We start from the raw sequence: 13,214 nt of genomic DNA, 5'->3' as shown, positions 1-13,214 counted from the left end.
AAAATGCACGTGGTTTCTCGCCGCGGCATCGCCCGCAATTCATGCAGTAATGGCAACTTCCCATATCCAGCCTCCAAAAGAGGCCTCCGCCGATCGCAGCAGAGGCCTCGAGGTCCCGCGCTACCGACCGCTTACCACTGTCCGCAGCGCACATGTACGCAAAACTAGCGCTCGGCTTTCTTCGCCTTTGCGGCTGCCGTCTCGTCGGCTATCTTCCTGCCAACGGAGCTGCGCACGTTCGGGAACAGGAAGAGCGACAACGCGGCTATGAGGCACAGCACCGCCGTCGCGACGTATACTCCCTGATAGTACGGAACACCGTCAACCGCTCCGGTAGCCGCTATGGCAATCGGCGAAATGATGTAGGAGGCGATCAGGAACATGCCGAAGTTCTGGAGCGTTGCCTGAATGCCGCCGACCACGCCGTAGTGCTCAGGCTTAACGCTGGGAAGCAGCGTCGGAAGCATCTTCGTAAACGGCATGACCGATGCCATAAGGATAGGCTGGATGCAGAACAGCACCCAGGTGATCGGTCCGTACGGAAGGAAGAACACGAGCGCGAAACATACGGCAGTACCCACAAGGCATATGATGAACGGCGCTCGCATGTTTTTGAACAGTTTCGCGAACACCACAGGCAGCGCCATCGAGGCTATGCAGGCTATGACGGTGTTTAGCGTAGACATGTCACCCGCAACGGCGGTCAAACTCGGATCGCCCATAAGCGTGGTGACTGCGGCGACCATGTACGAGCCGTTGACGTTCGTCATGCCGAACACCAAAAACGCGACGATGGCCACAGCCCAAACGTGCCAGTTTTTCACCACGACACGCAGATAATCGCCGACGGGCTCCTCCGATCGAAATTCCCCGCCGGGATGCTTGCGATACACCGCGAACCATGCAATGACGCCGACGACCATGAGCCCGAAGCTGAACCACCACGCATCCTGGATGGCAGCCACGCGGGAGCCGAACCAGATAGCCAAGGCGGCACCGCCGGACATGCCGGCGGTGTAGACCCCCATGGCAAACGAGTTAGCCGTACCGGGAAACCATAGGCGCAAGAGTTTCGCGGAGTTCGCGTTGAGCGCTGCGACTCCCATTCCCATAAAGAAGCTCGAGACGAACAAGGTCCAGTAGTCCATGGTGAAGCAACGGGCAAGTGCCCCCAGAAGCGAGATGACGAAAGCAACGGCAAACACCTTGCCGAGGCCGAGGCGGTCGGCAAGGACGCCTCCGGCCATGCAGAAGAGTACCCCCGAGAAGTACGGAATGGACATGATCATGGAAAACATCATCGGCTCGCATTGGTACTCCTGCATAACGAGTATCGCTGCGCCGCCGGGAACGATGAACGAGAATTGTAGGCTGATGAGAAGAATCGTCATGCCTACGAGGATAGCCCATCGCCAAGGATAGAGTTTTTCTTCCATGGTTAACCCCCTTATATACATGGTGCATGTACCCGGCAAGCCCCTTGCGTGCCGGGCCGGACGCCAACGGTCCCCCGTTTTCGTCCGATATGCCGCTAGCCGGTCGTTTCACCGACCAGCCGATCTTGATATCGCAGGTTAGGCGGCGCGAACAAGACGTCCGCCCGCCGCTTGCGGCCACAGCACCACGCATGCCGCTGTGGCCGCAAGCGGTCCGGGTCTCGTCAACGAAACCCGGACCCCGGTTACGCTACTTCGCGAAGATGACCACCTTGTCCTTGGCGGCCGACGCCGCCTTGGCGGCGAGCTCGGCGAGGGTCCCGTAGACCATCACGCCCGCCTGGCAGTGGTGCACGCAGGTCGGGAGCTTGCCCGCCGACACGCGCGCCTCGCACAGGTCGCACAGGTGGGTGGGCACGGGGATGTGGTCGTACTCCCACACCCCGTCGCTCGAGAGCCTGGGCCCGTCCTGCAGGACCTTGATCCCGAAGTCGCCCTTGGGCATGTCGTGCTCCTTCTTGCAGGCCACCTCGCAGGCGTGGCAGCCCGAGCAGTACTCGTAGTCGACCATGAGGCCGTATTGTCCCTTGTCAGCCATCTCTTCTCCCCCTTACCGGTAGTCGTAGAAGCTCGGCTCGTCGGACTTGTGCGACGGGCCGTGCGTGTATCCGTTGGTAGCCGTGACCTGGTAGGTCGGCTGGTCCTCGCGTGCCATGTTCTCGGGCGTCGCGGGGTAGACCTTCGCCATGCCGCACTTGATGGGCGCGCCGTAGCCCGAGGGCCCGTTCTCGCACATCGGGATGAGGTTGTTCGGGTTGCAGTCGAACACGCCGAACAGGCTCGGCTCGGCCGCCTCCTGCTCGGGGAACCACCAGCCGTGCTCGGTGGAGATCACGCGCGGGTCGAGCGTGTCGTTGAAGCGCGCGACCTGGCGGCACTTGCCCATCTGGTTCTCGATCCAGGTCCACTGGCCCTCGGCCACGCCGTACTCGGCCGCGGTGTCGGGGTGGATGTCGAAGTAGGGCACGGGGTGCAGCTCGCGCGAGGTCGTGTCGGCCTGGCGCCACTCGGAGTGGAAGAACTCGAAGGAGCGCTTGCCCGTGGTGAGCACGAGCGGGTACTCCTCGGCGAGCTCGGGGGTGGCGACGGGGCTCGTCGGCGGTTCCTCGTAGAAGGGCAGCGGGTCGACGCCCCAGGAGTCGAACAGGCTGATGTAGAACTCGTAGCGGCCCGTCGGCGTCATGAAGCCGGGCTGGCCGTCGGGGCGCAGGAGACCTTTCTCGTACTTGTAGTAGCGGAAGTCGTTGTAGATCATGCCGCCTTGCTCTTCAAGCTCTTCCATGGTGAAGCCGCAGTTGCCCACTTCGAGACGCCAATTCATGTAGTCGCGCGGCTCCTTGACCCACTCGGGCCAGCTTTCCGGTGCAAGCCTGTGGCCCAGATCGATCATGATCTGCTCGTCTTCCTTGGCTTCGTAGTAGCTCGAGCACTTGGTGAGCGATCGTACCGGATCGAACCACACGCGGATGCAGTCGCGCTCGTTGGACATGGCACAAGGCAGCACGAGGTCCGCGCAGGCAACAATGTAGGGAGTTTTGAACAGATCGACCACGCAGATGAAGTCGACCTTGTCCATAGCCCGATAGATGCGCGGAGCATCCTGCCCCATGTTGGTGATGGGGTTCGAGGATTGGATCCAGAGCATCCGCACCGGGCGCGGGTCGCCCTTCTCGTCGAGGCCGGTCTCGATGGCTTCGAGGATGGCGTCGGACTGAGACGAGGCAGTAAAGCCGTACTTCTTGAGGTTGTATTTGGAGTTGCCCAGGCGCTTCTCAACCATGCCTTCTTTTAGGTACTCTATTCCCGAATTATACCCGAACTCGAGACCGCACGCCTGGTCGATGAGGATGTTGCCGCCCGGGTTGTCGATGTTGCCCGTGATGCCCGCAAGACAAGCGATGGCATGAGCCGTCGGAGTGCCGATCTTGGACATGTCGACCGCGAGGCCCCACTGGATGGTCGAGGGATGGGCGTTTGCGTAGAAGCGGGCGGCTTCCACGATGAGCTCTTCCTCGATCCAGCAGATCTCGGCGACCTTCGAGGGCGGGTACTCTTTCACGCGCTCGGCGAGCGCCTCGTAGCCGTAGGTCCACTTGTCGATGAAGTCGCGGTCGACGAGGTCCTCGCCGATGATCACGTTCATCATGCCGAGCGCGAGCGCCGCGTCGGTGCCGGGGCGCAGGCGCAGCCAGTACTTGGACTTCGCCGCCATCCACGTGAGCTGCGGGTCGATGGTGATGAGCTCGCTGCCGCGCTTCATGGCCTCGACGATCCAGTGGCCGAGGAAGGCGTCGGAGTTGCACACGACCGGGTTCGTTCCCCAGAGCACGACGCACTCGGGAACCTTCCACTCCGGGTCGTTCTCGTAGCGGTCGGGACGGAACTGCGACATGTCGGCCACCCACTGGTTGCCCATGACCACGTAGCACAGCGCCGTGCGCGGCAGCATGCACGAGTCGCCCGAGAGGAAGCACAGCGTGAGGTCGGGGCCGCCGAAGTTGGCGTACTGGTTATGGGCGATGACCTGGGAGACGTTTCTGCCGGTGCCGATCATCGAGATGATGGACTCGGGGCCGGACTCCTCCTGGAACTGCCGCACCTTCTCCTCGATGATGCCGTAGGCCTCGTCCCAGCTCACCCGCTCCCACTTGTCCTCGCCGCGCTTCCCCGCGCGCTTCATAGGGTACTTGAGGCGGTCCTTGTGGTTCACGAGCTCGGGGAGCTCGAGGCAGCGCATGCAGAGCCTGCCCTGGTTGAACGGGCTGTTCGGGTCGCCCTCCGTCTTGACGAGCTTGCCGTCCTCGTCGGTGTAGAAGATGATCTGGCACCCCTCGTGGCAGCCCGGGCCCGACCACATGGTCGTGCGGGTTGCCGTGAGGTCCCCCTCCTTCCAGTGCAGCTGCTTCGGGTACAGGTCCATGTTGTACTCGTTGTTGTACTCCATACCTTTTCCTCTCTTACTCGTCTCCTGAGATCTTTCAGCGCCTGAACCGCCTTATCTGGCAGATTCGAAGCGAATCTCTTGGTTTGCCTGCATGCGTATTGAGCGACGCAAGCCTGTTTGCATGCGGCGAAATAAGCCGCTAACGGAATATACGGTGCCGTTCCCACCCACGAAAAACCGTAAATCGGATAAATGGATCCGTTCGCCTAAACGAGTTCATTGTAGGGAGCCGTTTGTGGTCGGCGATACGGAGGAATCTCCAAAAGACTGCTCTTTTTTTTGGAGCAAATCCCATAGAAACCTTGAATCTTCGTTTTCTATACTCTTCGGAAGTCGATCCGTTGACTGCTTGCGCTCTCGCATGTGTGTTCATTTCCTCTGCCGCATCATTGAGCGAACGCCCAATGGCAACTCAGCATCAACGATGCGGCAGAGGGATAGAGACACCTCTAGCGCAAGGGGAACATCCAACAAACGAAGGGGGTACGATGTCAGAAAACAGCAAGACGGGGAACGCTTGGCTTAACTTCATCCTGATATTCATCATGGGCGGAGTGTTCGCCATCGGATTCTTCAAGGTTCCACCCGCTATGCCGCTGCTCATGGAATACTTCCAATGCGGCCTCGGCGAAGCTGGTTGGTTCATGTCGGCCTGCTCTGTCGCTGGCACGATTATCGCGTTTGCTACGGGCATGATTCAGACGAAGATCGGCCCGAAGGGTATGCTCATCGCGGCGCTCATCTGCATGCTCGTCGATTCTCTCATGGGCGTTTTAGCTCCGAATGTCGAAGTGTTCATCGCCTCGCGCTTCATCGGAGGCTTAGGCAACGGCTTTTTAGCAACCGCAGGCCCGACGCTCATCGCCCTTTTGTTCAAAGATCCTTCTAAACGCGGTCTTCCGAACTCGATTTGGGCATGCTGGACGGCGGTCGGCTCCCTCATCATGCTCAACTCATTCGCGTTTCTCATTCAGACAACCGGCAGCTGGCAGGGTGTTTGGTGGGTATGCGTCGTCGTAAACGCTATCGCTCTTCTCGTAACCATCTTCTTCATCCGAATCGACCATGCTGAGGAAATGGCTATGGTGTCTGGAGGCGACGTGAAGCCATGGGCTGGATTGACCTCGCTTAATTCGTGGCTCCTGGTGATCGTGTTCGCCTGCTTCGCCTACATTTTCTCCGTGTGGTCCGCCATGAGCCCGACCTTCCTCCAAACGCCGCTCGTCGGTATGGACATGGCAACGGCCAATTCCGTATCGTCTATCACAACGATCACGGGCATCATCGGATCGCTTATCATGGGCGTCATTCTCAGCAAGGTCAAAAATCACCCTGCGGTACTCGTTGTCGCGATGATCGTCTGCGCCGCTGTCGGCACCATCATGTTCACGTTCACGGGAGCGGCCGTTATGATCGTTATCGCCGCCGCAGTCGGTCTTGCTACGAACATCGTTCCCCCTTGCCTGTTCCAAAACGCGCAATGGGCTGCGAAAACCCCCGCGGGCGTCGCACTCGTCATGGCAGCGCTTCCCATCGGGTCGAATTTCGGCGGCATTCCAGCTGCAACATCGGCTGGCGCCATCGTCGACGCTACGGGCAGCTGGGCGATGACGGCTGCTCCGTTGGCCGCCGTCGGCATCATCGGCGTGATCTGCGCCATCGTCTTCATGATGCGCTGCGGGAAATACGCCGTAGAATCCGCAAACAAGTAGACGGTTGGGAATGCTCTTTATCCTATCGGCATGAGATCGAAAACCGGCACGATGCTTTTCGAACCCGCCTTGGCAACAGGGCGGGTTTTTTCGAACGCGATCGAAAAGCAACCGCCTTCTGGCTGTGCGAAACCCCGGCGCAATCGCCTCAAGGAAGATCGCGCAGCTGGGAATCGGAGGAGTTTCCAAAAAATCTCAAAGTCTTTTGGAGCAATCTCCATAGGAAAGCATTTTTCCAAAATCCTATACTTCTTCTATCGGAATGCGATTCGAATTCGGCCTTACCCAATATGTTTCGCATTCTCAGGCCTCATCAAATACCAGCAAGCAGAAAAGAGAATCCCATGTGCTTCAGACCACCAACTATTGACACGAACAAGAAATGCGCCGAGTGCGGAGCGGACAACGATTCTTCGGCGAGCGAGTGCGCCTCCTGCGGAAAACCTCTCCCTGCAACGGCCGCCCCGGGAGCGCCCGGCGTACCCGGTGCGCCTGGAGCCCCCAAAGCACCAGGAGCACCTGGTGCGCCCAAGGCACCTGGCGCTCCTGGTGCTCCAAAAGCGCCCGGTCAATAAGGCGAATGAAAAGTAAGCAGAGCGAAAGGGACCCAGCGCATACTGGGTCCCTTTCGCGTTAGCGATCGAACACCTTGGCACCCATCACCAAGTTCGATTCCCAGATGCAACGCAAAGCCAGTATCATATCTGTACTCCCATACATCATAAACCAGGCTCCCAACCGATTTTCTTCTGACAGAGATTTCGCTCCAGATGAGCAAGCACTCGTTTTCCCGCAATGAGATAAAAGCTCGTTTTTGTTTCAACATGCGCAGCATGGAAGCACCATGGAACAGAGCAGTATATGATGCTGAAAACCCGAAAGCATGCTGAAGATCAGGGGCTTTTGCCGCCGTAGCCCACGCCGAACAATCCAGCATCCTATGGTACGGGTTTATGCCTTCTGCCGCCGTAAGGCAAACATACAATTTCCAATGTAGATCTGAGGGGTTAGCATGGAAAGACAAAAGTTTGGGGATGGCAAAAAATTCACGGTTTCAGAAGTGATGGATTCATGGGGCGTCAGTCGTTTGCCGATCTTGGTATGCATAGCGGTAGGTTTCGCTATATTTTTCGAAGGCTACGATTACATGATCGTCTCGTACACGATGCATCAAATCTCCGCTGAATGGAGCCTCGATTCCGTTGTCCAGGGCAGTCTTGCGTCATGGGGATTGATAGGCATGGTTATCGGCGGCATAGTCGGAGGATCCATCGGCGATAAAATCGGAAGGAGGAAAAACCTTACCATCGGCATTCTCTGGTACTCGATCTTCACAGGAGCCATTTACTTCGCACCGAACTACGAGCTGTTCGCTCTATTCCGCGTAGTGGCGGGTTTCGGTACCGGGATGTGCATTCCCACATGCCAGACTTACATTGTAGAGTTCGCGCCTTCAAAAAAGCGCGGCACCTTTATTGCGGTCGTAATGGCCTACATGGTTGCAGGCTGGGCATCTGCGGCTGTCGTGTCCATGCTCGTGATCCCCGCATTCGGGTGGAGATTTTGTTATCTGCTGGGATTCATTCCGTTTATCTTCGGCGTCTTTCTGCATTTCTTTATGCACGAAAGCCCCCAGTGGCTTGCGATGAGGGGACGGTTGGAGGAAGCCTGCAAAGAGCTCACATGGTGTCAGAAAATCGCTACAAAAGGTAAAGACGAGTACGTATTCGATCCCGAACTATTGCATGTTCCCATCAAAGCCCAGGGCGCAAACGCTCTGAAGATGTTCTCGAAGCCCTATATCAGAACGACTATTGGGCTATGGCTTTGCCACTTATGCGCAACGTTTACGGTGTATGGCGTGAACGCATGGCTGCCCTCCTTGCTTCTGGAAAAGGGCTATTCTCTCGAAGGGGCTTACACGCTAGCCCTCATTCAAAATGTAGCGGCAGTATGCGCGAACGTCAGTGTGGGAGCCCTCAACGATATTCTCGGACGTCGGAAGAATTTATTCATTGGCTTTACCTGCGTCATTCTCGCCTGCATAGCTTGTGCTTTCGTCGAAAGCCCGTTCCCACTCGTAATATTCTCCATGATCTTTTTGGGCTTCGCTGTCAATTACGCCACGACGGACGTTAACTCCATGGTAGACGAGACCTATCCCACGGAGTTCAGAAACGGCGCTTCTGGCATGACGAGCGCATTCGGCCGCTTCGGCGGAGCGATCGCTCCTATCGTCTGCGGCGCCGTCCTTGCGATGAACGGCACATACGCTCAAACGATGCTGTTCTTCTGCCTGCCTGCAGCTTGCGGCATACTCGTGACGTTGTTCATCATCAAAAACGAAAACATGCACCTTTCGATCGACGAAATCGCGGCACGGGATTTAGGCATCGATGTATCACCCGAAGACTAATCGCTCGCCAGCGTTGAGCACTCGGGAGGAGTTTAAACAACAACATAGCCACTCCGCCGTTTACGTGCGGAGTGGCTTTGCATTTTGAAGCGAAATAGGCCCGATTCCGCGTTCCTCCTTTGGAACCGGGCAACCCCTACGTACGTTTCTTACATACAACAGAGATCCATGCTGATCTCGGTGAGCACAACGCGCTCTTCGCGTTGATTCTAGCGATGCTTGATCAGCTTGCTGTATTTTCCCGTATAGGTTAGATCATTGCCGCGAACGTATTTGTAATCCGGTGAAAGCTCCCGCAGCTTTTTCGCTATGTAATACGGCTCCGTATCGTCTGCGACGGTCCTAATCTTTTCCTTGTCTATCATGAGTGGATACGCCCCTTCATCCAACCAGAGAAAGAGATACCAAGGAAGCTCCCTCGCCTTTCGGATCCTGTCGAACGGATAGAAAAAGCGCTTTTGATTTTCACTCACCTGTATACCGTTTTTGGCGAATCTGACGACGATCTTTCCGCCTTCTCTTTCCTGCGCATAGCGGCGTATCTCTCCATCTAGCCGGATCCTGCTATAGACGCACCAGATCCCGGCCCCTGAGGCTACGATGAGGACGCTCGCAGCCAAGAGCGCAAAGTCGTTCGACATGCTTCCAAAGAGGCTGACAAAAGCTCCAACAAGTATCGCAAACACCAAGAGCCTTACCGCTTTCTCCTCGAAAGACACCCTGTATTTGTACCAAGCTACGTAATCCGCCTTCGTGCAGTCGCAATCGGCTATCTTCATGGCGCCTCCCGTATCGAAAACCCTGGCCGCCGTAAGGAGGCCAGGGCACGTTGTCAACGATTACCAAAACTCAGACACTTCAGGTTTTAGGCCTTTGCCACTTCGACGCGCTCTTGAGCAGCTTTGTTGAGCGGCTTGATGCCTGCGGAGAAGAACCATCCAAGGATGAGGCAGATTACGCTCATGCCGAGCATTATGTAAACAGCAGGAACATAGCTGCCGAAGGTGTCGTAGATGAAGGCCATGGCGATAATGGCGATGGCGTTGCAGACCGACACCAAAAACGTGGTGAAGCTCAGCATTCCCACGTAGTAATCATGGCGTGGTACAGCCGCCATCATCATACAGGCCGTGGCGTAGGTGGTGGCGGTGGCCGCAAAACCGAGAATGATGGCCGCGATATAGCCCACGGTGTTATTGCCCGCTGGAGCGTTGAGCATGATGATCAGGCCGACTATAGCGAAACCAAAAATGGACATGAGCGTCACGCGGATACCGAGATTGTCGGTGATGATACCGGCGATGATCTTGTAGACGGCGATGCAGAGATAGTAGATACCGAGCATCGAAGCGATGGTTACGCTGTCGAAGCCGTTAGCAGCCATAACGTTTGTGAACGACTGCGAAATCGGGTTGAAAATGAAACCGATGAAGAACGTGCAGACGAGAGCAATGATGACTTTTTTATTTTTGAACCCTTCGAGCAGCACCGTCTTGAGAGGAATTCGCTTTTTCTCATCGTTGGTCTCGTCAAGCGAGATGCCAGGCACGTACCAGATCATCTGCTCGATAGTCCTCGGCTTACTTCGAACGAGAAGGACGCCGATACCGCCGAGCACCAGCATGGTCACTGCAAACACATAGTAGCTGGCCTGCCAACCGTACGAATCAATGACGAATCGAGTAAGGTTCGTCCAAAGCGTAGTCGAGATATTGGCGCCAAAGCCTATGATGCCGGCCATGAGAGCTTTGTTCTTAGCGAACCAAGCATCGGTGATCGCCGAGAATACCGTGATGAACGCAAAGCCGTTGCAGAGACCCAAAAGGAGATAGGCGACCCAGACGAGGGTCATGTCAACGGAATTTGCAAGAAGAATAAAGCCTAGGGTATCGCCAATAACCGCCAAAAGAAGAATGCCTCTTGCAGTAATCTTCCTTTCTAGAAAACCGTCGAGAAGACATCCGATGGCCGTCATGATGCTGAACGTGCCGATGGGAGCCATATACTCCGTTGTACTCACACCGAGCCGGGCCATGTTTTCCGGATTGTAGATTGAATGAGTGCCGCTCGCGATACCGAACGTGCAGAAGATGCAGATAAACACGCCGATGAAACTTACCCAACCGTAATTGAACTTAGTATCGGTTGCCATGGGTTCCCCTTCCAAATTGTTTGCGAATATGCGCCCTACGGCGGCAAAGGGCATACCCCAAGATTCGCGTCGGCGATTACGATCGGAAGATGACGGGCCCACGGCGGCATAAGAAGCAGGCAACCCCTTCGTCCGACGCGCTAAACAGGGATTGTTCTATAGTATGGTTTACGGTGCCCCAAGTGCTATTTGACGGCTATTTTGAAACAGAAACACGTTTTTGTTCCTAACAGATTCTCGCGGAGTGCGGAACGGCTAAACTCTTATCGGTGCAAGCGCGTCGGAGGGATCATGATGGGGTTATACGAATGGCTTTGCTCAAAGGGTTTATCCAGAAAGCTTATCCTCACCGTCTCTTTAGGAATGCTGATGGCCGTCGAGGGTATAACCCTCTACATTCTCCTGGCAGATCGTGTTTCCTGATCGCATGCTTAAAGCCTCGCTGAACAGTGCGGGGGGATCCGGCGTAGCGCAATCGGTTCTGCAACGATAAGCATTGCAAGGGGGCGCTTTGTTCATGAATACCTCTATTTTCACAAAAATAAGAATAAACGACGAGCCGATTATCAAGGACGGACACGTCATTAGGCTATCCGTAGGATTGGCCATCTACGTATCATGGTGGCTCGCCATAATAACCCCAGAATTCCCCACTATGATATTCCCGAGCGAGACGTCCGAAAGTTTCCCCTCCTATAATTGGGTTTTTGCGGTAGTCGCCCAATTCTTCCAAGCGATCATGCTGGCCTTCATGGCCTCTACCGATCAAAAACTCCTCCGGCTCTACTCATCGCGCATTGTCCTTGTCGGCGCCTCCATCGTCACTTCGCTGGGATCCTTGGCCGCAATGGCATTCGAAGTGCTCAGCGTCTCGTTTATCGGCTGCTCGTTTATTCATGCAACGATAGGAATAGGCTCGGCTTTTCTTCTGGTGTTTTGGGGAGTCGCCTATTCTCGGCAAAACTTCCAATCGATTCTTTCATGCACCTTTCTCTCTATCTTTCTCGCCTTTATCATTCTTATTGCCCTGTTTGCCCTCCCGGGCTTATCGAGGCTCGCACTGCTGGGATCTATGCCGATTCTCGGACTTCCTTTCTTATGGAGCTGTACGCCGATAAGTTACGCAATTCGACGCTCCATCCCTCTGTTCAACCCGTTGCCGGTCAATGCTTTGTTTTTCTCGTCCCGCCTTGCGGTGCCAGCTATCTTTCTCGGAGTTTCACTGGGCTTGTTTATCGATCCCGTGATAGCGCGGTTCTTAACTGGAAGCATCGCCGATCCCGTGTTCGCAGTGATACTGGCTGGTCTTATCGCTATACTGATTCTTTTTACGTTGCTTTTGTCGGCTTCGGGCTCGTTCTGGGACCATTTCCTCAGAATAGCAATTATTGGATCTGCGATCTGCGCTCCCTCATTGCTTTTCAGCGATGATGCAGTCTCTTGGTTTCTTATACCGGCAACGATCGGCTGCATGCTCTTGCTTGCCGTTTCTTGGGTTTTTAGCGGCTACACCGCTCAAAACTTTCGCATATCCCCGATTCTCATCTTCAGCGTTGTTAATTTCGGAGTAGCTCTTGGATCTATTGCGAGCAGCACTCTCGCAGAGCCGATCGCATTCATAAGCGCTGGTTCGCCTTACGGAGAATCAACGGAGTTAGCTGCAATACTTATGTGCTTGATGCTCGTCGAGGTGCTTCTACCGCGACCCCACGACATCAAAAGAGCGGTCATCTCCCGTCAAGAGCCGCATAGCACCAATACGGTTGCCCAGCTCAATCAGCAGCTTCAAAACATTATCAACGCGGAAGCTGAAAAAAACGAATCAGCGAAGACTGGCGATCGCGGGAGCGCACCCGCAACCGACCGTCTCTCGGGTGGAAAAAGGGAGAAATCAAGCCAGTCAGGCGATAGCGGCGTTGCACTAAACCAGAGCTCAATCTTCAATGCCGAAGGGGAAGACGGTGAAGGCGCCCGCCCCATGGGACGCTTCCGCCTCCGTTGCGAGGAGATCGCTAACTCGAGCATGCTATCCGGGCGCGAAACGGAGGTCTTGTTTCTTCTCGCAAAGGGATATCCCACAAGCCGCATTACCGAAGAACTCTATATTTCTAAAAACACCGCGAAGACCCACATCGCGCACATTTATCGTAAGCTGCATATACACAGCCGACAAGATCTTCAGAAGCTCATTGATTCTTCAGGTGAGTTGTCCGAGCAAGCTATCCATGACATCGGCTTTTTGTAAACAGGGTTCCATCATCTCGGCAACTTATCGGAGGATTCTCTTTCGCGAATCAGCTTATCTTTTCTGTATTGACAGATGATCACGGGTTTTCCCTCGGACAGGCGATACATGCGGTACCCGCAGTTACCATATCCGCTGCATGCATGGCATTTCAAATCTACCAGCGTGAAACCAGCGAGCTCTTCATGGGTCACTTCTCCCAAGCCATTGAACTTTACCATTTCAATCCAGCTCCTCGCATTCAAGTCC

At 55.4% G+C, this 13,214-nt stretch carries 8 protein-coding genes; 3 read left to right on the top strand and 5 right to left on the bottom strand.

The window, feature by feature from the left end; all coding sequences use genetic code 11:
- Positions 1 to 164 precede the first annotated feature (164 nt).
- The 3 genes from FJE54_RS09440 to FJE54_RS09430 all read right to left on the bottom strand — a co-directional run bounded on the left by FJE54_RS09440 (position 165) and on the right by FJE54_RS09430 (position 4,440).
- On the bottom strand, positions 165 to 1,436 hold the full coding sequence (locus tag FJE54_RS09440; RefSeq protein WP_180326683.1) for an MFS transporter: 1,272 nt from the start codon (positions 1,434 to 1,436) through the stop codon (positions 165 to 167).
- A gap of 250 nt (positions 1,437 to 1,686) precedes the next feature.
- Complete coding sequence (locus FJE54_RS09435; protein WP_139652542.1) at positions 1,687 to 2,034, bottom strand: 4Fe-4S dicluster domain-containing protein; 348 nt, start codon at positions 2,032 to 2,034, stop codon at positions 1,687 to 1,689.
- Positions 2,035 to 2,046: 12 nt separating this feature from the next.
- A complete protein-coding gene (locus FJE54_RS09430) occupies positions 2,047 to 4,440 on the bottom strand; it encodes a molybdopterin-dependent oxidoreductase (RefSeq protein ID WP_139652541.1) in 2,394 nt (797 codons plus the stop codon).
- A gap of 488 nt (positions 4,441 to 4,928) precedes the next feature.
- On the opposite strand from FJE54_RS09430, the gene FJE54_RS09425 reads away from it, so the two are divergent.
- Both FJE54_RS09425 and FJE54_RS09415 read left to right on the top strand, forming a co-directional pair.
- Positions 4,929 to 6,152 (top strand): MFS transporter, encoded by a 1,224-nt coding sequence (locus FJE54_RS09425; protein WP_180326682.1) that lies wholly within the window; start codon positions 4,929 to 4,931, stop codon positions 6,150 to 6,152.
- 1,012 nt (positions 6,153 to 7,164) lie between these two features.
- Positions 7,165 to 8,568, top strand: a complete 1,404-nt coding sequence (locus tag FJE54_RS09415; RefSeq protein WP_139652539.1) for an MFS transporter — start codon at positions 7,165 to 7,167, stop codon at positions 8,566 to 8,568.
- Positions 8,569 to 8,777: 209 nt separating this feature from the next.
- Here the strand turns inward: FJE54_RS09415 and FJE54_RS09410 are convergent, their stop codons facing one another.
- Positions 8,778 to 9,347 (bottom strand): hypothetical protein, encoded by a 570-nt coding sequence (locus tag FJE54_RS09410; protein WP_139652538.1) that lies wholly within the window; start codon positions 9,345 to 9,347, stop codon positions 8,778 to 8,780.
- 86 nt (positions 9,348 to 9,433) lie between these two features.
- Positions 9,434 to 10,720: an MFS transporter gene (locus tag FJE54_RS09405; RefSeq protein ID WP_180326681.1), complete on the bottom strand. Its 1,287-nt coding sequence runs from the start codon at positions 10,718 to 10,720 to the stop codon at positions 9,434 to 9,436.
- Between the two features lie 517 nt (positions 10,721 to 11,237).
- Between FJE54_RS09405 and FJE54_RS09400 the strand changes: the two genes are divergently transcribed.
- Positions 11,238 to 12,965 carry a LuxR C-terminal-related transcriptional regulator gene (locus FJE54_RS09400; RefSeq protein WP_139652536.1) on the top strand — a complete coding sequence of 576 codons (1,728 nt, stop codon included), beginning with the start codon at positions 11,238 to 11,240 and terminating at the stop codon, positions 12,963 to 12,965.
- The last annotated feature ends 249 nt before the right edge of the window (positions 12,966 to 13,214 follow it).

Origin of the sequence: Raoultibacter phocaeensis, assembly GCF_901411515.1 — a bacterium.
Taxonomy (GTDB): domain Bacteria; phylum Actinomycetota; class Coriobacteriia; order Coriobacteriales; family Eggerthellaceae; genus Raoultibacter; species Raoultibacter phocaeensis.
Note: the sequence above shows the minus strand (reverse complement) of the source record. Positions and strands in the feature narration are given on the sequence as shown.